Annotated in this window: 18 protein-coding genes; 8 read left to right on the top strand and 10 right to left on the bottom strand. The window is 63.4% G+C overall.

The genetic code is table 11. From position 1 onward, the window contains the following. Nucleotides 1–146: 146 nt before the first annotated feature. Nucleotides 147–1,223, bottom strand: a complete 1,077-nt coding sequence (locus BLR29_RS14025; protein WP_092137608.1) for a porin — start codon at nucleotides 1,221–1,223, stop codon at nucleotides 147–149. 575 nt (nucleotides 1,224–1,798) lie between these two features. On the opposite strand from BLR29_RS14025, the gene BLR29_RS32445 reads away from it, so the two are divergent. After that, nucleotides 1,799–2,068: a DUF4148 domain-containing protein gene (locus tag BLR29_RS32445; protein ID WP_176860950.1), complete on the top strand. Its 270-nt coding sequence runs from the start codon at nucleotides 1,799–1,801 to the stop codon at nucleotides 2,066–2,068. Between the two features lie 73 nt (nucleotides 2,069–2,141). Here BLR29_RS32445 and BLR29_RS14015 read toward each other — a convergent pair whose 3' ends face one another. The 3 genes from BLR29_RS14015 to BLR29_RS14005 all read right to left on the bottom strand — a co-directional run bounded on the left by BLR29_RS14015 (nucleotide 2,142) and on the right by BLR29_RS14005 (nucleotide 4,730). Continuing rightward, nucleotides 2,142–2,543, bottom strand: a complete 402-nt coding sequence (locus BLR29_RS14015; RefSeq protein ID WP_092137606.1) for a hypothetical protein — start codon at nucleotides 2,541–2,543, stop codon at nucleotides 2,142–2,144. Nucleotides 2,544–2,697: 154 nt separating this feature from the next. After that, a complete protein-coding gene (gene tolA / locus BLR29_RS14010; protein WP_092137605.1) occupies nucleotides 2,698–3,471 on the bottom strand; it encodes a cell envelope integrity protein TolA in 774 nt (257 codons plus the stop codon). 230 nt (nucleotides 3,472–3,701) lie between these two features. Next, nucleotides 3,702–4,730, bottom strand: a complete 1,029-nt coding sequence (locus BLR29_RS14005) for a LysR family transcriptional regulator (RefSeq protein ID WP_092137810.1) — start codon at nucleotides 4,728–4,730, stop codon at nucleotides 3,702–3,704. Between the two features lie 668 nt (nucleotides 4,731–5,398). On the opposite strand from BLR29_RS14005, the gene BLR29_RS14000 reads away from it, so the two are divergent. Beyond that, nucleotides 5,399–6,430, top strand: coding sequence for a LysR family transcriptional regulator (locus BLR29_RS14000; protein WP_092137604.1), 1,032 nt, complete (start codon nucleotides 5,399–5,401; stop codon nucleotides 6,428–6,430). A gap of 38 nt (nucleotides 6,431–6,468) precedes the next feature. On the opposite strand, the gene BLR29_RS13995 is transcribed toward BLR29_RS14000, so the two are convergent. Beyond that, nucleotides 6,469–7,047, bottom strand: coding sequence for a hypothetical protein (locus BLR29_RS13995; protein WP_369804608.1), 579 nt, complete (start codon nucleotides 7,045–7,047; stop codon nucleotides 6,469–6,471). A 470-nt stretch (nucleotides 7,048–7,517) separates the two neighbouring features. After that, nucleotides 7,518–8,441, bottom strand: a complete 924-nt coding sequence (locus BLR29_RS13990) for a LysR family transcriptional regulator (protein WP_092137603.1) — start codon at nucleotides 8,439–8,441, stop codon at nucleotides 7,518–7,520. Nucleotides 8,442–8,626: 185 nt separating this feature from the next. Here BLR29_RS13990 and BLR29_RS13985 point away from each other — a divergent pair, with 185 nt between their 5' ends. The 3 genes from BLR29_RS13985 (at nucleotide 8,627) to BLR29_RS13975 (ending at nucleotide 11,333) form a co-directional block, all read left to right on the top strand. After that, nucleotides 8,627–9,925, top strand: coding sequence for an MFS transporter (locus BLR29_RS13985; protein WP_092137602.1), 1,299 nt, complete (start codon nucleotides 8,627–8,629; stop codon nucleotides 9,923–9,925). Between the two features lie 93 nt (nucleotides 9,926–10,018). Then, the gene (locus BLR29_RS13980) at nucleotides 10,019–10,768 is read left to right on the top strand and encodes a creatininase family protein (protein WP_092137601.1); all 750 of its coding nucleotides are present in this window, start codon (nucleotides 10,019–10,021) and stop codon (nucleotides 10,766–10,768) included. Nucleotides 10,769–10,865: 97 nt separating this feature from the next. Next, the gene (locus BLR29_RS13975) at nucleotides 10,866–11,333 is read left to right on the top strand and encodes a RidA family protein (protein ID WP_092137600.1); all 468 of its coding nucleotides are present in this window, start codon (nucleotides 10,866–10,868) and stop codon (nucleotides 11,331–11,333) included. Nucleotides 11,334–11,474: 141 nt separating this feature from the next. On the opposite strand, the gene BLR29_RS13970 is transcribed toward BLR29_RS13975, so the two are convergent. Together BLR29_RS13970 and BLR29_RS13965 are read right to left on the bottom strand one after the other, a co-directional pair. Continuing rightward, the gene (locus BLR29_RS13970; RefSeq protein WP_092137599.1) at nucleotides 11,475–13,277 is read right to left on the bottom strand and encodes a cytochrome c biogenesis protein DipZ; all 1,803 of its coding nucleotides are present in this window, start codon (nucleotides 13,275–13,277) and stop codon (nucleotides 11,475–11,477) included. Between the two features lie 166 nt (nucleotides 13,278–13,443). After that, nucleotides 13,444–14,337 carry a LysR substrate-binding domain-containing protein gene (locus tag BLR29_RS13965; protein WP_092137598.1) on the bottom strand — a complete coding sequence of 298 codons (894 nt, stop codon included), beginning with the start codon at nucleotides 14,335–14,337 and terminating at the stop codon, nucleotides 13,444–13,446. A 145-nt stretch (nucleotides 14,338–14,482) separates the two neighbouring features. Between BLR29_RS13965 and BLR29_RS13960 the strand changes: the two genes are divergently transcribed. Genes BLR29_RS13960 through BLR29_RS13950 form a run of 3 tightly spaced genes read left to right on the top strand, consistent with a single transcriptional unit; the run spans nucleotide 14,483 to nucleotide 17,482 of the window. Next, the gene (locus BLR29_RS13960) at nucleotides 14,483–15,289 is read left to right on the top strand and encodes a citryl-CoA lyase (protein WP_092137597.1); all 807 of its coding nucleotides are present in this window, start codon (nucleotides 14,483–14,485) and stop codon (nucleotides 15,287–15,289) included. A gap of 16 nt (nucleotides 15,290–15,305) precedes the next feature. Next, nucleotides 15,306–16,478, top strand: a complete 1,173-nt coding sequence (locus BLR29_RS13955; RefSeq protein ID WP_092137596.1) for a CaiB/BaiF CoA transferase family protein — start codon at nucleotides 15,306–15,308, stop codon at nucleotides 16,476–16,478. A 20-nt stretch (nucleotides 16,479–16,498) separates the two neighbouring features. Then, nucleotides 16,499–17,482 (top strand): Bug family tripartite tricarboxylate transporter substrate binding protein, encoded by a 984-nt coding sequence (locus BLR29_RS13950; RefSeq protein ID WP_092137595.1) that lies wholly within the window; start codon nucleotides 16,499–16,501, stop codon nucleotides 17,480–17,482. A 94-nt stretch (nucleotides 17,483–17,576) separates the two neighbouring features. Here the strand turns inward: BLR29_RS13950 and BLR29_RS13945 are convergent, their stop codons facing one another. Next, nucleotides 17,577–17,792 carry a CDGSH iron-sulfur domain-containing protein gene (locus tag BLR29_RS13945; protein WP_092137594.1) on the bottom strand — a complete coding sequence of 72 codons (216 nt, stop codon included), beginning with the start codon at nucleotides 17,790–17,792 and terminating at the stop codon, nucleotides 17,577–17,579. A 202-nt stretch (nucleotides 17,793–17,994) separates the two neighbouring features. Next, nucleotides 17,995–18,135, bottom strand: a complete 141-nt coding sequence (locus BLR29_RS32440; RefSeq protein WP_176860949.1) for a hypothetical protein — start codon at nucleotides 18,133–18,135, stop codon at nucleotides 17,995–17,997. Nucleotides 18,136–18,148 lie beyond the last annotated feature (13 nt).

Genomic DNA, 18,148 nt, shown 5'->3' with positions numbered 1-18,148 from the left:
CCGGTCCGCGCGAGACCACGGATGCCAGACGCGGGTGACCGAAACGACAAGGGGCCCGATTGGATCGGGCCCCTTGTCGCTGATTGCGGATCGCTGATCGCCGATCGGCGGTGCGGAAACAATGCCCCGTGGCCGGGGCGAAACCATCAGAACCGGTGACGCACGCCCATGACCGCACCGACCTGGTTCTTGCCGGGCTGGACGTTGAAGACGGCGCTCGAACCGGTGCCGCTGTTGAAGCCGTTGACGCCAAGTTGCGAGTTGTCCTTGTTAAGCGCGTAGGAGACCGACGTGTAGAGGTCGGTGCGCTTGGAGAGCGTGTAGTCGCCGGTCAGCACGAACTGCCACGGGTCCGACCCGGTATGGCGGAAGTCCTGGTAGTAAGCCGTGCCCGTCAGCGAGAACGCCGGCGTCAGCTTGTAAGCCAACCCCAGCCAGTAGAAGTTCGATCCGGCATCGGCCGACTGGGCGCCCGGCAGCATGGCGCCATCGTATGCCTTCGCCAGACGGTAGCCCGCGTAGATCTTGGCTTCCCCCACCGCATAGGTGCCAGCCACCGAAACGCGCCGCAGGACCGGCGCCTGGTTTGCCGGCGTGCCGACGTGCGCGTCGTCGTAAGCCACGCCTACCGAGAAGGGGCCGGTGGCATAGTTGACGAATGCGCCGAAATTGCGGCCGAAGACGTTGCTGCCGGCCACCTCGTTGCCGTTGGACTGGAACGAGTAGAAGGCTTGTGCGGATAGCGCGCCGAACTTGCCGACATACTTGACGGTATTGTCCGCGCGCGCGCCAAACTCCGGCGCGATCGACAGGATGCCGTAGCGGTCGGAAATCGCGTTGGGATCATAGATCGTGCCGAATTCGCGCATGGAAGTCTGCTGCCGCCCGAGGAGCAGTGCGCCGTACTGGCTTTCCAGCCCCACGTAGGCATTGCGACCGAACAGGCGCCCGCCTTGGGCCGAAGTCCCGGTGTCGATGTCAAAGCCGCTTTCCAGCAGGAAAACCGCCTTCAGCCCGCCGCCCAGTTCCTCCACGCCGCGCAGGCCCCAGCGCGATCCGGACTGATTCCCGGACGTCAGTCGCACGAGGCCGTTGCCGTTCTGCCCGGTGTTGTTGAGGTATTCGACACCGGCATCGACGATGCCGTACAGCGTCACGCTGGACTGGGCATACACCACGTTGGCGGCAACGGATGCGGCAACAACCGCAAGAACTTTCTTCATCTGATCTCCAGCTACTCTTATTGGGCTCGTGAGGAGCAGCGCATGGAAGACATGGAGCAAGTTGTACTGCTATGAATGTGTCCAGATCGTCCGCTAAAGGCGGCCAACATGCATGCGCTGTTCATGCCGCTGGTCGCGCTGGAACGCTCGGTGCGTACACATCGACACGCGCGATTTCGCGGCACGTGCGATTTGACGGCGAGCGTGTATTGGCTCTGTATCCGAAGTGATGGGCTCTTGAATGATAGTTTGTCTGGGCGCCTGCTCCATACACTACGATACATGCGGACGTGACGCACCGCACATCAAGCGAAGCGAATGCCACAAGGGGCGTCGACGTGGCGGTTCTTGTGTTGCAATTTATCGACAGCCACAAGAGACACGCTGATATACAAGCGCCACGTTCGGCGAAACCGTGGCGATACAGCGCAATCGTGAAATGCAGTCTCCAGGCCCGGTGCCAGGGCAACGCGGTCATCGACGGTGGCCATGACGACCAGGTTGTACATGCCGCGCGGCGCCGCCTTGCTGCGGCACCGCGGATGCCCGGCACATTTCACCAAACGGATTGCAAGATGACGCGTATCACCCTCTCTTCCATCGCCGCCGCGCTGCTGTTCTCGACGCTCGCGAGCGCGGCACAAGCCGCCAGCACCGACAACCCGCCGCCGGCCGTGACGCGCGAAGACGTGCGCGCCGACCTCGCCGCCTGGCAGCAAGCGCGCCTGGGCGAGTTATTCCGGGGCGACGGCGGCCCGAGCGTCAACAACAAGGAGTATCAGCGCCGCCTGGCCGAGTACGAGAGACTGCGCCAGATACAGCGCGAGAAGCAGCGGGTGAATTAAGCCTGTTGCAGCGCGGCATGGATGCGCGACCGATCCGATCGGACCTGCCGCGCATCAAGGCGCCAACAGGCAATCAGGCGCCGTCCAGGAAAGCGTTGCGCTGACCCAGACGCGTTCCGAGCGCATCGGGCGCCAGGCTCATGCCGGGGGCGTCCATCGCCGCGCCGGGGCTACGGGCCTGTGTCGGGTCGATGGATGCGGGTGCGGAAGCGGGTGCGGCTCCCGACTGAGCCGACAGCGCACCACCTTGTGCGTAGGGATCTCGTGCGGCGGTCGGCGCCCCCTGGTCCGGCGTCGCTGCCACGGGCACGGCCTGCATCGGCTGAACGGATGACGCCGGCTGGACGGATTGCATGGGCTGAGTCATGGGCATCGGCTGGGCCGGCTGAACAGGCTGGGCCTGCTGCGCGAGCAGCGGGTAGGACGCGACCAGCGCGCCAGCCATCAACAGGGATTTCGCCAGATGTTGCTTCATTCGTGTACCTCCTAAAACGCCCTCGGGCATGGGAGGAATCACTGTAGCGTCGAGGCCCCTGACATTCTGTTCGATTTTGCAACGGTCGTTTTCCAGCCTTGCCATCGACGGCAATGCACGCTAATTACGCGCGCGCCCATCGAGCGCGCGCAGTCTAATCCCGTGGCTGGAAGTAGATGTTGATATTGGAAGGCGCCATGCCGTTCTCATCGCGAGGCAGAGGATCGGACCGCTCCACCGCGCGCAGCACCGCGTTGTCCCATCCGGCGTTTCCGCTGGATTTGGCGAGCCGAACCGACAGCAGCGACCCGTCTGGCGCCATGCGCACCGAGACCACTGCGGTCGGGTTGCCGGCCACCTCTTCCGTGAAGATGATGTTTGGCAAGACGCGGCGCCGCACCTTGTCCGCATAGCCCGGCGAGGCGGTGCCGCCCGCGCCGGCGCCGGTACCTGAGCGCCCTCCCGCGCCGCCAGTGGCAGTGGCCGGGGCGGCGTTATTGGCCATGGCCTGCAGGCGTGCCAGTTCGCTCTGGCGTTGCTGCTGTGCGGCGGCCTGGCGCTCGGCCTCGCGCGCCTTGCGCTCCCGCTGCTCGGCCTGCCTGGCGGCCTCGGCTGCGGCTGCGGCAGCGGCCGCCGCCGCAGCGGCTTGGCGGCGCTTCTGCGTCTGCAAGGCGATGTCGGCGTTTTCCTCCGGCTCAGGTTTTATTACCGGCTGCGGTTTCTCCGGCTCCGACTGGATCACGGGCGGTACAGTCTCGGGGATCGTATCCCACAGCTCGGCTTCCACGCCGGCCGGCGTCCGGCTTTGCCAGTGGACCGCGTAGTAGAGCAGCATGCCCAGCAGCACATGCATGAACAGCGCCAGCAGGAAACACTTCAGTGTTCCCCGCTCCTGAGGCGTTTGGTAGGGATAGGCGATGGACTTCATGACTCGCGGCGGGAATCAGGCGGCGATCTTCATTGCAGTCGATTTGAGATGGCGGGCGCTAATCGGCAGAGAAAGGCCGCTTCAACCACTTGCCTCGGACTGCCCGATACCCGAATTGAGTATAGGTGCCGAAGGCCTCACGTCAATCGACGAGCAGCCCGCCGAAGTCCATCATCGATTTCCGGGGCGGACGGCGACAGCTTGTCGCAGTCGGCAAGCGTCATACCGGGTCACAGCGTGAAGGCTTCCTCCAGACGGTCAACGCGATGATTTTCAAGGCAAAGCACGTCGCGCGCCCGTATTTCATCGGTCATGAAATCGACAAAGACGCGCGTACGGGAAGGCAGGTGCTGCCTGCTGGTGTAACAAATGTAGTTACCCTTGTCGTCAGGTGCATAGCGTTGCAACACCAGATCCAGCTCTTCACGAGCGACGTGATCACACACCTGATACGCACCCAACTGCGCAATTCCATAACCGTCCAGCACCGCCTTCAGCACGAGATCTTCGTCGTTGAAGGTCAGTTTGCTTGCCGGCAGGAACTCCTGTATGCGCCCATCCACCTTGAATTCCCACTCCGAGATGCGGCCATTGGGGAATTTGAAATTGATGCAGTCATGCCGCTTGAGGTCATGAATCGTGGAGGGAACACCCCGTCGTTCAATATAGGAGCGGGATGCACACAAGACCATCTGCATCGGATTGATTTTCCTCGCGATGATGCTGGAGTCCTCGATATGCCCACTGCGGAATGCGACATCGATCTGATCCGAAGCAAAATCGGGAGAGTCGTCATTCAGCACCAGTTCCAATGCAATGCCGGGATACGCGTTGGAAAACTTGGGAAGCAGTGGCGCGACCACCTTGCGTCCAAAAGCCACCGGCGAGCTGATGCGAAGAACGCCGCACGGCGGGCCGTCGCGAAGGTTCTGTATTTCGTTCACCGCGTCGACAATATGGCTCATCCCCCGGTTGCAACGATCAAAGAAACGTTGGCCTTCCCGCGTGAGGTGGGTCGCCCTGGTCGTCCGCAGAAACAAGCGGGTACATAGTTGCTTTTCCAGTTTCTGGACGTTTCTGCTGACTGCCGACCTGCCGATTCCCAAGCGTTCCCCTGCCTTGGCAAAGCTACCCTCCGTGGCCACCGCCAGGAACGCAATGATTCCAGCGAAACTCGTCGCGAAACATGTAGACAGGGCGTCAGCGCCGTTCGATGGAGTTTCCCGAATGTCGCTTCCAGGTATATCTAGATGATTTATTGTTCCCAACTGTTACCTTCCGACGTCAACCTCAAAAATACCGCAATGCCGGAGATTGATTCCCTACCATTCCGGGATAAAACTGCTTCCCTTGTACACCACGACTGCTCGCTTCCGACGGGAAGTCTGAAGGGGATGGGCTGGAGGACCAGGCTCCGGCGCCACCATGTTTGAGAGCAGTAGAAGACCGGGGGCGGGATTTTCGCCCATGGCCATCGGAACTGAAAGGCACAATTTTTGAAATATCGACTGGGCCAAAACATACGGGACGATCCACCGCATGAACGCGAAGGTCATGGCGTGTGGCGGGTAGCGCGGTGCCGGTTATCTCTGCAGAACCGGTCAAATGAAATGTGCTTTGTAGCATGCGAGAATCGCCAGATTTATCCAGGCCCGACATCTTAAGTAATGTCCCAAGCACTATTTACTTGTCATGGCATTAATTTGTGATACCAAAGTTTGCCCTGCCAAAATGAAATGTTGTCTGCATGACAACATCGCGGTACCCGTCACGACACTTCCGGCAAACGTCGTGGGTGCTTATCATGCTCACACGTCGGAGCCTTATTTTCGTCTGCTCCTCTTGGCCGGCGCCTGATTCGTCCTAAGGCGCCGGCTTCTTTTTGTCTTGATGAAAATGCGGTGCCCAGGAGACAGTTCGAACATCTATGAATCATTTAAATACCTCAAGTAGCAGCCTTAAAGGTATTTCGCCAAGCAGCGCTGACGCCGTATCGACATATTTCGCAACCAACTACGCAGGAATCATCGCGTTTGTGGCAGTGGCAACCGAAGGCAGCTTTGCCAAGGCGGGCGAACGGTTGGGTATTGGAAGATCGGCGGTCAGCAGAAACATACAGAAGCTCGAAACCCAGCTAAGCACACGGTTGTTTCTTCGAACGACACGGGCGACCCGCCTCACAGGAGAGGGTCAACGATTCTTCGAAAATTGCAGCCTGGGAGTGAGACATATTGTCGATGCGGTGAACGAGATGCTGAATCTTCGTCACGGCCCGCCTTGCGGCGTTCTTCGCATCAGCTCGCCGGTGGCATTCGGGCGAAAGGTGGTGGCCCCACTGCTCCCGAAATTCACCAAGGCTTATCCCGATATCAAACTGGAGTTGTTACTGAGCGATCACGCTCCGGATTTGGCTTCAGGACAGATAGACGTTGCGTTTCGAAATGGCTGCATTGAAGACTCCAGCATCATTGCGAAACATTTGGTCCCCATGCTGCTGGCTCTTTGTGCGTCTCCATCGTACATTGAGCGGCGCGGGCTGCCCTCCTCGATTTGCGACCTGGATCGACATGACTGCATTAATCTCAGGCACTCGAATGGACGCATCTCCGAGTGGGAGTTCGAAATCGATGGACTTATCCAGGGATATCTGCCGAAAGCGAAACTAACCTTCAATGACGCAGATCTGGTGTTGAATGCGGCACTGGATGGGCACGGCATTGCCCAACTCGGGGGTTATCAGATTTGCGATCACCTTGCCCGTGGCGAGCTCGTGACGATTTTCCCCCACCACGGACCGGATGGCAGAGGGCATTACCTCTGCTATATGAGCCGCCAGCATTTGCCAACGCGCACCCGGGCATTTATCGACTTCATGACCGAGGAGATTCGGGATCTCGACTTGCGGTGTTTCGAAGGAAGCGACATTGGCGGTTCGGACCGGAATCGCCAACAGCGATAGAGGAAAGAAGTTAGCGCTGCAACACGCCGTAGCCACCCCTATAGCGGTGCCGGCTGAGCAGCAGCAGCGGCGGCGGCAGGGGGTGTCTGCGCGGCCGGCTTCTTGCTGGCAGTGCCGCCGCCGTTGCCGCTATAGGCAAAGTACTTCGCCTTGGCACCCTTGGCCCAATACGCCACGGTGAATTGCTTGCCGTCGCGCGCGTAGAGCATTTCCACGCTGCCGTTGGCGGCAGCCCATTCGGCGTAGGCATTCTCGGCAGCCGAATCGGTCTTGCGCTTCGACTCGTAGCGCGCGTCGAGTTTCCGGCTGACCTCATCCAGCGCCGTCCGATCGAAGGTAAGCGTGATGAGTGCCACCGTGTCCTGGGCGTCGCAATTCACGATGGCGCGGGTCAGGCCCGGGAGGTTAAAGCGTTCGAGATGCTTGATTTCCACCGTATCGCCACCGGCCCAGGGCGCCTGCCCCGCCCGTGCATGCCGCGTGGGCGACGAGAGCCGCTCGCACCGGGTCTTGCCCAGTTCCAGACCGAGCGGCGCAGCGTCATTGCCGGTCGACTGCGCGTGGGCCGCGATCGCCCCCATCGTCAGGGCGGTCAGCACGAAAGTCTTTTTCATCATGGCGTGGGTGAAATCGGGATCGAGAGCGGAGATGTCGGGATTTTACGGCCACTTGTACCCCCAACTTGAATGAGTGACGGCCTCACAGCACCGGGCGGCAGCGGACTTTGCTCTCAGCGTCGCCATCCGCAATCTCCCCATGCGGGTTTGTGCGGACTTGTTCTCCCGGCCACCGTTGCAGTCTACTGAAGCCAGGTTGCAGTGTGGACGAGGCGGCGCTCGGCGCCGCCAGGGTTTGGAACCTTTCTGGAGACAACACCATGGTGACCAAGCAAGACAATGCCTTCATTCTGAGGAACCTGATCGCGCTGGCAGCGGTGGAAACACTGGGCGGCGCCATCGCACTGGGGTTGGTGTTCAACCTGCTGACCTGACGCCGTACGGGCCGTCACCATTCCCCCCATGCGCGCCGGCCCGCCGATTTCCCTGACACCCGACTGATCACCCTGCCGGCAGCCCGCGCGAACGCCCTACCCGTTCCGGCGGTCCGCAAACATCGGCATGCGATGCGTGATGTAGTCCAGCAGCTCCAGCGCCGCAGCGGGCAGCGGGCGGCCGGCCTTGACCAGCAATCGCGCCTGCGTGCCACGGAACAACGGATGATTGATCGGCACGACCGCCAGGGTCCCCGCAGCGATCTCGCGATACGCCGCGAATTCGCCGACCAGCGTAATGAAATCGCCGCAGGCCACGAATTGCTTCAGGGCCGACAACGAGTTGGTGACCAGCGTCGGACGAATCCTGATGTTCTCGGAAAACTCCAGCATCTTCGCGGCATGGCCGATGCCATAGGACTCCGGCATCAGCGCCAGCGGATATGACAGGACGTCATCGATGCTGGCCTCGCCACCGCGCAACGCCAGCGGATGATCGCGGCGCACCAGCAAGACAATCGGCTGGAGACAACTTGCCCGGTATTCGATGCGCGGGTGGAGCGGCGGATTGTAGGCCAGGCCGATATGCGCGCGGCTCTCCGCGACTTCATTCAGCAGGTCGTCAACCGGCAGGATTTCCATGCGGATATCCAGCATCGGGTATCGCTCGCAGAATGGCGCGATGACCTCGTTGACCAGCGCATCGACATAACCCTCGCTCAATACCAGCTGAATATTGCCCTGCTGCAATCCCTTCAGCGCATGCAGCTGGTCCTCAAGCTTTTCCTGGTGCGACCGGTAACCCCGCCAGAATTCGAGCAAATGCGCGGCCGCCTCTGTCGGCGTGACCCCGCGCGGCTGGCGCTCGAACAGCGTCGTGCCCAGTTCTTCCTCTAGCAACCTGATTTGCCGCGTGATGACCGACGGCGAGGTATTGAGGCTTTCCGCAGCCCCGCGAATGGTGCCGTGCGCCAGCACCTCACGGAAATATCGCAACCGCTGCTGATTGATTTCACGCATGTCGAAACCTGACTGGGGACGCTGTGTTGGATGGCGCACAACATACCTGAACTCTGACGCCACCGCCACGTTGTGTTGCTCTGGAGAGAACGAAGTGTGAGTTTGGTTGCTGTTTGTGGATGGCCCCAAGACTGCCACTATCCAGCCACCTCACCAAACAAAATCACAACGCTCTGGAGACTGGCATGTTAGTGATTTCGAACGCAAGCGCCGTGGACGACACCTCGACGCTCTACAACAAGATCAACCTGCGTCTGCTTCCCTTCCTTCTGATCTGTTATCTCTTCGCCTATCTGGATCGGGTGAATATCGGCTTTGCCAAACTGCAGATGCAGGGGGATCTTGGCCTCTCCGATGCGGCGTACGGCGTCGGCGCGGGCATCTTCTTTATCGGCTACGTGATTTTCGAGCTGCCGAGCAACCTGATGCTGCCGCGCGTCGGCGCGCGCAAGACGTTCAGTCGCATTCTCATGCTGTGGGGCATCACCTCCGCCTGCATGCTCTTCGTTCGCGACGTGCCGACGTTCTATGCCATGCGCTTCCTGCTCGGCATCTTCGAAGCGGGCTTTGCACCGGGAATGATCTATTACCTGTCGTGCTGGTACGGCCCGCAACGCATGGCGCGCGCCATTGCAATCGTGTTTCTGGCCGGCCCCATCGGGGGCATTATCGGCGGCCCCGCTTCCGCGATGCTGATGACCGCGATGGCCGGCACCGGCGGCCTGGCGGGCTGGCAATGGATGTTCCTGATCGAAGGCCTGCCTTGTGTGCTGCTCGGCATCCTTGCGCTGTTCCTGGTGCCGGATCGCCCCGCGGACGCCACCTGGCTGACCAACCAGGAGCGGCGTTTGCTGGAAGCCGATCTCGGCGTATCCGTCGCGCACAAGCACTCGTTCGCGGCTGTGGCGAAGGACCCCAAGATCTACGTGCTGGCGCTGGCGTACTTCTGCATCATCGCCGCCATCTATGCCTTCAGCTTCTGGCTGCCGACCCTGATCCGGGCGCAAGGTGTGACCGATACCGTGCAACTGGGCTGGTACACCGCGCTGCCCTACATCGGCGCCGCGTTCGGCATGTATTTCATGGGCCGCCGGTCGGACCGCAAGGGCGAACGCCGCTACCACGCCGCCATCCCCGCCCTGCTCGGCGCGCTGATGCTTGCCCTGTCGCCCCTTGCCGATGGCCATCTCCTGCTGTCGCTGGCGCTGCTGACACTCGGCACCTCGGCGCTCTGGATGACCTACACGGTGTTCTGGGCCATTCCCCCCGAGTACATCAAGGGCCCGGCCGCGGCGGGCGGCATCGCGCTGATCAACACGATTGGCCTGTCCGGCGGTTTCTGGGGTCCGGCCATCATCGGCTGGGCCAAGACGCTGACCGGCAGCCTGCATGCCGGCGTGCTCGTGATGGCCGTGATGCCGCTGATCGCCGCGCTGATCATCCTCACCAACAAGTTGTCCGCGCGCCGCCAGGCCGGCGCCTGATGTTTGTTCGTCGCGTTCCGGGAAACCGGCACAACCCGGCACAACCGGCACGCGACGACGCTTTCCTGACTCTCGCAAAAGAAGGAGTACCCCATGCAATTGCACCTGTCCACGTGGGCCGAAATCGAAGGCTTCCTGAAGCGCAGCCGCACCATCGTGATTCCGATCGGCTCCAACGAGCAGCACGGGCCGACTGGCCTGCTCGGCACCGACTGGCTCTGTCCGCAAATCATTGCATGTGAGGCGGAGAAGACCGCCGACATCCTGGTGGGGCCGACGTTCAACATCGGCATGGCCCAGCATCATCTTGGCTTTGCCGGCACCATCTCGCTGCGCCCCTCCACGTTTATCGCCGCGATCACCGACTGGACGAACTCGCTGGTGAGGCACGGTTTCGAGAAGATCCTGTTCCTCAACGGCCACGGCGGCAACGTTGCCTCCATCGAGGCAGCGTTTTCGGAAATCTACGCCAGCGCCAGCTTCGCCGGGCGCCCGGCAGGCTTTGCCCTGAAGCTCAGCAACTGGTGGGATCTGGAAGGCGTGGGCGAACTGGCGCGCGACCAGTTCCCGACCGGCCACGGCTCCCACGCCACGCCCTCGGAAATCGCCATCACGCAGTGGGCGTTTCCTGACGCCATCAAGTCCGCCGACTACGCGCCCCGCATCGCGCCTACCGGCCCGATCCGCGACGCGCTCGACTTCCGCGCCCGCTATCCGGATGGCCGCATCGGCTCGGACCCGGGTCTGGCCACGCCGGAAAAGGGCCGCGCCCTGGTCGAACTGGCGGCACTGAGTCTTGCCCGCGAGCTCGACGCGTTTGGCCGCGAACCGCTGCCAGCCTGATTCCCACCGCTTCAAACCCTCCGCAACCCTTCCCCGGCGCCTTCTGGCGCCGGCGGCGTTCCGCCCCCCCGGCCCAGGCCGTTCCATCCGATACACCATGACGCAATCCAACATCCATGAAAGGCTGAAGGCGCTCGATATCGCCTTGTCACCCGCATCCGCGCCCGCCGCCGCATACGTGATGAGCGCGCAAAGCGGGAATCTCGTTTTCCTGTCCGGCCATATCGCCAAAAAGAACGGCACCGTATGGCAGGGCAAGCTCGGCGAATCGATGTCCACCGACGAAGGTCGTGCCGCGGCGCGCGCCGTCGCCATCGACCTGCTGTCGACCCTTCACGCGCATACCGGCGATCTGAATCGCGTCGCGCGGATCGTGAAAGTCGTGAGCCTGGTGAATTCCACGGCGGACTTCACCGATCACCATCTGGTCACCAACGGCGCGTCGGAGCTCTTCGCCGACGTGTTTGGCGATGCCGGCAAGCACGCGCGCTCCGCATTCGGCGTGGCGCAGCTTCCGCTGGGCGCTTGCGTCGAGATCGAGGTCTGCGTCGAACTGAGCGAGTGAGCCGCGAGGGCGCAGCGATCAGCTGAGTGAGCAAGAAAGCGAAACGGGGGGCTGATTCAGCCCCCCGTTTCGCTTACCCGGTTTCATCTTCCCGCGTTTATCTCCCCACGTTCACCTCCCGTATCGCACGGATACCGCCCGTTACCCGAATGTGAAGGCGTAGGCCTGGGCGCCAGGATCGAGGAAACGAATCTCGAACGTGTGCTCGCCGACCTCGCCGGCCTGGCGCACCAGCTGGTAGAGCCGCGTCTGCGTGACCGCACCATTGCCTGCGGCATCCGTATCCGCACCGTGACTGGCGCCCGGCGCCTTGCCGTCGACCGTGACCACGAAGCGGACCGCGCGGCCTGAGGCATCCGGACCCAGCACAAGGTGCAGGTCTCGTGCGTGGAAGCGATAAGTGATGCTCCCATCGGCACGATTGAGCATTGCCGCCTCCGCGCCGACGGTCCAGTCACCCGTCAGTCCCCACTGGTTGAGACGAAGCTTGCCCACGCTGTACGTATTGGGCGCATCTCGCCGGATGCCGCCCGGCGAGGCGAAGTTCGACGCCTGCCCATAGCCGACATAGGTTTCACCGGAGCGGACGTTGCGCAGATCCGGTGCGGCCTGCGCGCCCTCTGGATTGAGGGCAACGGCATCGCGCGCGGCCGACGGACGGCCCGCTTCCGCCAGCAGCGCCTGGATCACGCGCTCGGACTTTTCGTAATCGCCTTCGCCGAACTGGTGGTGGCGAATATTGCCGCGCGCGTCCACGAAATAGGCGGCCGGCCAGTAGCTGTTGTCGAAGGCCCGCCAGATGCGAAAGTTGCTGTCCACGGCGACCGGGAAGTTGATGCGGAAGTCCGCAATCGCGCGGCGCACATTGTCCGGATTCTTTTCGAAGGCGAACTCCGGCGTGTGCACGCCGACCACCGTCAGGCCCTGATCCTTGTACTTGTCCGCCCAGGCGCGCAGGTAGGGCAAGGTCCGGATGCAGTTGATGCAGGAATAGGTCCAGAAGTAGACCAGCGTGACCTTGCCATTGAGCTGCTCGCGCGTCAGCGGCGCGGAGTTGATCCATTGCACCGCGCCATCAAGCGCGGGCAGCCGGCCTTCCACCGGCAGGCGGAGGGGGAATCCCACGCTGGTGTCGTTGGCCGCCAGCAGCATGCCACCGGCATTGACGTCCGTCTTGATGTCCGCCGATGCACCCAGCGCGGGCCGGTCCTGGGCCCGGTCCTTGTCCTTATGCAGCACATCGACCAGCGCCTGCTCGATGCGCGCCGGTCCGCTGGCCGATACACGTGCCAGCAGGCCGGTATCGACGCCCAGGGCGATGGCAGCCACGCCGCCCAGCACGCCGACGCCGAGGCCACGGCGCAGCCATTCGCCCGCGCCCATCGACCGCTTCATCGCGGCAAGAACGCGACCACCGATGCCGAGCGCGGCGGCCAGCGACGTGGCCGCACCGGCTGCATAGGCCGCCAGCGACAGCGACGCCGAGACACTCGCGCCGTTCAGCGCCGCACCCGTCAGTACGAGACCAAGGATCGGACCCGCGCACGGCGCCCAGAGCAGGCCGGTGGCGATGCCGAGCAGCAGCGAACTCCATACCGAAGCCGGCGCGTTGGCGCCGTTGCCGGCAACCCGGTTGCCGAGCGCCACCACAGGCCGGGTCAGGATCTCTGCAACCTTCGGCAGGAACAGCGAGAGCCCGAACACCGCCAGCAGCACCAGTGCGGCGTAGCGGCCATAGATATTGGCGCGCACCGCCCAGGCGCCTCCTGCCGACGCCAGCGTGGCCACGGCGGCAAAGGTCAGCGCCATACCCGCCAGCATCGGCAGCTTGCCCCGCAGGAATGGCTGCCCGGTCCGGCTGAGCACAAAAGGCAGGACGGGGAGGATGCACGGACTCAGGATGGTCAGTACACCGCCCAGGTAGGCGAGTATCAGCAGGGTCATGATCGGTGTCCTTTCACGAAGGCTTGGCTTGGACTCGATCAGACACCGCCGGTATACCGCCTATGTGTCGCCATGTGCCGGAAATGTACCCCAGCGTGGAGCCATCCCCGCCAGATACATTGCGATACACACGTGGCCGGAGACGCCCGGTCGGGGGGCGCCGCCCTCAGCCTTTTTGCTCCAGCCGGTCCACCACGCGCCGGACCGTGGTGGCGAAGAACCGCACCGGGTCGGCACGCGGTGCGCCGCGCTTCCACAGCAGGCCCGGCGTGCGCTGCGGCGTGGGGCTTTCGAGCGGAATGAAGCGCAGCCCCTCGTCGCTCGACTCCGCGCTGGCACCGATCACGGCGGCGATATCGGTCTGCCGCACCAGTTCCAGCATCGGCGCGATGGAATTCAGCTCGGCAATGACCTGTGGCTCCGCCCCGGCCGCCCGAAAGCACTCGTCCAGCAACTGGCGCGTGGCAAAGTAGGTGGGGAGCAGCACCATGCGCATGCCGTGCAACTCCACCATCCGCGCACGCTTCCGGCTGGCCATCGGATGACGGTCGCTCACGACCAGCTTCAACTCTTCGTTATAGAGCGGCTCGAAGAACAGCGCCTCGGCCTGAGCCGGACGGTATGACACGCCCAGGTCCAGCTTGCCCGCCGCGATGCGCGCCGTGATATCGGCCGCACTCAACTCTTCCACGATCACGCGCACGGAGGGGTAACGGGCCAGGAATGACGACACGCACTGCGGAATCAGCCGGATATTGAAGCTGTGCGTGGCGCCGACGCGCACCTCCCCCACCAATGGCTCCTTTTCGTCGCGCACGGCGTGGATGGCGCGGTCCACCTGCCGTAGCGCAGGGCCGATATGGAGCAACAGGGTCTCGCCGGCTTCCGTGATGGCAACGCGCTTGCCGATGCGGTCGAACAGCGGCTGGCCGATCTCTTCTTCCAGCTGCCGGATCTGGTGCGATAGCGTCGATTGCGTCACATGCACGCGCTCCGCTGCGCGCGTGAAACTGAGCGTCTCGGCCAGCGCCTCGAAGTAGCGCAGATGTCGGAGTTCCATGGGGGTTGTCGCCAGCAGGGTTCGGGAATGCCGCATCTTACATAGATGGCATCGATCATTTGAAGTGAAATTAATCATTTTCATCTGTGATGCCCGTGCCCATTGACTAGTGCTACACGCCACACCCACGGAGACACCCGCCATCATGAAAATCGGCAAGGAAACCATTCCACAGACCGCCATCAGCACATCCAACACGGAAACCATCGTGGTTCGTGGCACGGACCTGTGCCAGGACCTGATCGGCAAGCTCAGCTTTACCGAGTACTTCTACTTCCTGGTCACGGGCCAGCGGCCCAACGCCGCCGCGGTCAAGGTGGTGGACGCCACCCTCGTCGCCATTGCCGAACACGGGCTGGTGCCGAGCGTCCAGGCCAGCCGCATGACGCTGGCCGCCGCGCCCGATGCGCTGCAAGGCGCGGTGGCGGCCGGCATCCTCGGTTGCGGCTCGGTCATCCTGGGCGCCTCCGAGACCGCCGGGGTCCTGCTGACGGAAGTCCGGGAACGCATGGCGGGCGGTGAATCCATCGATCAGGCGGCCCGCGCGGTGGTCTCCGCATGGCGCGAGGCAAGGCGGGCGATCCCCGGCTACGGCCATCCGCTGCACAAGGCCCGCGATCCGCGCGTGGCGGCGCTGTTCAACGTGGCACGCGAGGCCGGCGCCGACACCACCTACATCGACATCGCCGAGGCCGTGGAGGCCGTCATCCCCGCCATCGTTGGCAAGCCGCTCAGCCTCAATGTCTCGGCGGCGATTCCGGCGGTGCTGCTGGGCGTCGGCTTCCCGCTCAACGCACTCAAGGGCGTGCCGATCCTGGCGCGCACCGGTGGCCTGATCGCTCACCTGAGCGAAGAGTTGCGCCATTCGATCGGCTTTGCGCTGTCCTATCAGGCCACGCGCGACCTGGTTTACACCGGCGAGACCCCCGCGGGTTTCGACCCGCAAGCCTGACCTGCCGGAGCCTTCGATGATCAAAGTCCTGCAAGGCGTGAAGGTCCTGGAACAAGGCACCTTTATTACCGGCCCCGCGGCCGGCATGTTGCTCGGCGACCTCGGCGCCGACGTCATCAAGATCGAGCAGCCCGAGACCGGCGACCCGTTCCGCGCGTTCCAGGGCGGTCTCTACAGTCCGCACTTCCAGACCTACAACCGCAACAAGCGCAGCATCACGCTCAACACCAAGCATCCGGATGACCTGCAGGTCTTCGAGGACCTGGTGCGCGAGGCCGACGTCTATATCCAGAACTTCCGCCCCGGTGCGGCGGAGCGGCTGGGCGCGGGAGAGGCCCGGCTGCGCGAGCTGAATCCGCGCCTGATCTATTGCGCCATCAGCGGCTTTGGCGCGACGGGGCCGGCGGCCTCGCGACCGAGCTACGACACGGTGGCGCAGGCGGCCAGCGGCTTCCTGAACCTGCTGATCAACCCCGCCAATCCACGCGTGGTGGGGCCGGCCATCGCCGATGCGATGACGGGCTTCTACGCCGCGTACGGCATCCTTGGCGCCCTGCATGAGCGCCATCGCACCGGCGTGGGCCGCAAGGTGGAGGTGTCGATGCTGGAGGCGATGAGCCATTTCAACCTCGACGCCTTTACGCATTACTATTCCGCCGGCGAAGTCATGGGGCCCTACAGTCGCCCCAGTGTTTCGCAGTCGTATGTACTGGAGTGCGCCGATGGCAAATGGATCGCCTTGCACATGTCGTCGCCCGAGAAGTTCTGGCAGGGACTGGCCAACGCGATCGACCGTCCGGACCTGTTCAAGGACCCGCGCTTTGCCACGCGCGAGGCGCGCATCGGCAACCAGGAGGCGCTGATCGACCTGCTCGGCGGCCTGTTCCGCCAACGCTCCCGGGCGCAGTGGTGTGAACGCCTGGAAGCCGAGGACGTGCCGCACGCGCCCATGTACGACACGAGCGAGGCGCTGGAAGACCCGCAGGCCAGACACCTGCAACTGCTGGTCACGGGGCGGCATCCCACGCTCGGGGAATTCAGGACGGTACGCAGCCCGGTATCGTTCGACGGGCAACGCGCGCTGGACGTGATGGCGCCGCCATTGCTCGGCGAGCATAACGAAGAGGTTCGAGAAGAAGTCCGCGCCGCACTGGCGCAAGCGGGAAGTCCGGCACAGACCGGTTCCTGAACATCCGCAAAGGAGGAGACATGAAAAAAGCATTGACGGTCGCGATGGCCGCGACGGCTGCATTCGCCACACTCGCCCTCACCGCCGGCCCTGCCCGGGCCGAAGACTATCCCGCGAGGCCAGTACGGCTGGTGGTGCCGTTTGGCGGCGGCACGTCCACGGACATCACCGCGCGCATCATCGGGGAAGCCATGGCCAGGAAACTCGGCCAGCCGATCGTGGTGGAAAACAAGGCGGGCGCGGGCGGCGCCATCGGCACCGACTATGTGGCCAAGTCCAAGGGCGATGGCTACACGCTGACGATGGGCACCGTGGGCACGCTCGCCATCAACAAGGCGCTCTATCGCAAGCTGCCGTATGACCCGGCCAAGGACTTCTCGTACATCGGCATCCCGGGCTATACGCCGACGCTGCTGGTGGTGCGCGACGACGCGCCATACAAGACGCTGGCCGATCTGGTCGCCTACGCCAGGGCGCATCCGGACAAGCTGTCCTTCGGCTCGGCGGGCAGCGGCACATCGGGCCATCTGGCAGGAGAATTGCTCAAGTCAATGGCCGGCGTCTCCATGACGCACGTGCCGTTCAAGGAAGGTGGCCAGGCATTGACGGCGGTGCTGGGCGGACAGGTGGACTTCATGTTCTATCACCCGGTGGCCGTGTTGCCGTATCTCAAGGGCCACAAGCTGCGCGCGCTGGCGGCCAGCAGCCAGCGCCGCTCCGTGGCGGCGCCGGACGTGCCGACGGTGGCGGAATCGGGCTATCCGGGCTTTGACCTGACAGCCTGGTTCATGCTGGCTGGCCCCGCCGGACTCGATGCCCAGGTGCGGACCCGTCTGGTCCAGACCATGCAGGCGGTGATGCAGGACCCGGCCGTCCAGAAACAACTGGCGGCACAGGGGCTGGAGGCCACCACGCTGGAGACGGCGCAGTTGCCGGCATTCGTGAACGGCGAGTTGCAGAAGTGGACCGCCGTCGTCAAACAGTCGAACGCGCAGGTCGACTGACGCCGACGTCCCGACACGCGCTGCCGATGCAGCACGCGTGTCGGGCGCCACGATGGCGCGCCACAACGCGGCGCCGGAAGTACACAAGCAGGATTCAGGGCTTCGGCGGCGATGTGGCGGAGAAGCCGACTCGCTTGTGCGAGCCATCGCAGAAGGGCTTTTTTTCGGAATGGCCGCATCGGCACAACCAGACCTGATCGCCCTCGAAATCGATGGAGTCGCCTGCCGGGGTCAGGATCCTGATCGGACCTTTGATGCGGTAGGGGCCGTTGTCCTGCACGGTCACGGTGACAGCTGTGTCCTCGTTCATGATGCCCCCAATGTTGCGCGACGGTGGCCCTGACGGTACATGGCAGGCAGCCACCGCCACCCAGCCTTGTGCGAGCCAGTCTGTGCGAATCCAGGTTTGAACGGACCGGTGGATCGTTCCCCACTTCCCTAAGAACTCTAGTCCAATTTCCGGGGGGAACGATCAGGGCAGCGTCCGCTGGAAATCGGCGGGGAGACAGGCGTCAGCCATCCGCCCGGGAGCGTAGGCGCTGTCGTGCGGCACCACTTTCGGCGGATGGCACCCAGCGGCAAACGGTGGTGGCACGCAGTTCGCCGGCGATGCCCGCCACCAGCATGCCCATGATGATAATCAGGCGTTTCATGGCTTCCGTATCC

Source organism: Cupriavidus sp. YR651, assembly GCF_900101625.1.
Taxonomy (GTDB): Bacteria; Pseudomonadota; Gammaproteobacteria; order Burkholderiales; family Burkholderiaceae; genus Cupriavidus.
This window is presented reverse-complemented; position numbering and strand designations above follow the sequence as displayed.

What these genes read in the sequence shown, in the direction of transcription:
- BLR29_RS14015 (WP_092137606.1), bottom strand. Translation starts at nt 2,543, where the DNA reads ATGAAGCAACATCTGGCGAAATCCCTGTTGATGGCTGGCGCGCTGGTC.
- BLR29_RS13945 (WP_092137594.1), bottom strand. Translation starts at nt 17,792, where the DNA reads ATGAACGAGGACACAGCTGTCACCGTGACCGTGCAGGACAACGGCCCC.
- BLR29_RS13980 (WP_092137601.1), top strand. Translation starts at nt 10,019, where the DNA reads ATGCAATTGCACCTGTCCACGTGGGCCGAAATCGAAGGCTTCCTGAAG.
- BLR29_RS13990 (WP_092137603.1), bottom strand. Translation starts at nt 8,441, where the DNA reads ATGCGTGAAATCAATCAGCAGCGGTTGCGATATTTCCGTGAGGTGCTG.
- BLR29_RS13985 (WP_092137602.1), top strand. Translation starts at nt 8,627, where the DNA reads ATGTTAGTGATTTCGAACGCAAGCGCCGTGGACGACACCTCGACGCTC.
- BLR29_RS13965 (WP_092137598.1), bottom strand. Translation starts at nt 14,337, where the DNA reads ATGGAACTCCGACATCTGCGCTACTTCGAGGCGCTGGCCGAGACGCTC.
- BLR29_RS13955 (WP_092137596.1), top strand. Translation starts at nt 15,306, where the DNA reads ATGATCAAAGTCCTGCAAGGCGTGAAGGTCCTGGAACAAGGCACCTTT.
- BLR29_RS13960 (WP_092137597.1), top strand. Translation starts at nt 14,483, where the DNA reads ATGAAAATCGGCAAGGAAACCATTCCACAGACCGCCATCAGCACATCC.
- BLR29_RS32440 (WP_176860949.1), bottom strand. Translation starts at nt 18,135, where the DNA reads ATGAAACGCCTGATTATCATCATGGGCATGCTGGTGGCGGGCATCGCC.
- BLR29_RS13975 (WP_092137600.1), top strand. Translation starts at nt 10,866, where the DNA reads ATGACGCAATCCAACATCCATGAAAGGCTGAAGGCGCTCGATATCGCC.
- BLR29_RS14000 (WP_092137604.1), top strand. Translation starts at nt 5,399, where the DNA reads ATGAATCATTTAAATACCTCAAGTAGCAGCCTTAAAGGTATTTCGCCA.
- tolA (WP_092137605.1), bottom strand. Translation starts at nt 3,471, where the DNA reads ATGAAGTCCATCGCCTATCCCTACCAAACGCCTCAGGAGCGGGGAACA.
- BLR29_RS14025 (WP_092137608.1), bottom strand. Translation starts at nt 1,223, where the DNA reads ATGAAGAAAGTTCTTGCGGTTGTTGCCGCATCCGTTGCCGCCAACGTG.
- BLR29_RS13950 (WP_092137595.1), top strand. Translation starts at nt 16,499, where the DNA reads ATGAAAAAAGCATTGACGGTCGCGATGGCCGCGACGGCTGCATTCGCC.
- BLR29_RS32445 (WP_176860950.1), top strand. Translation starts at nt 1,799, where the DNA reads ATGACGCGTATCACCCTCTCTTCCATCGCCGCCGCGCTGCTGTTCTCG.
- BLR29_RS13995 (WP_369804608.1), bottom strand. Translation starts at nt 7,047, where the DNA reads ATGATGAAAAAGACTTTCGTGCTGACCGCCCTGACGATGGGGGCGATC.
- BLR29_RS13970 (WP_092137599.1), bottom strand. Translation starts at nt 13,277, where the DNA reads ATGACCCTGCTGATACTCGCCTACCTGGGCGGTGTACTGACCATCCTG.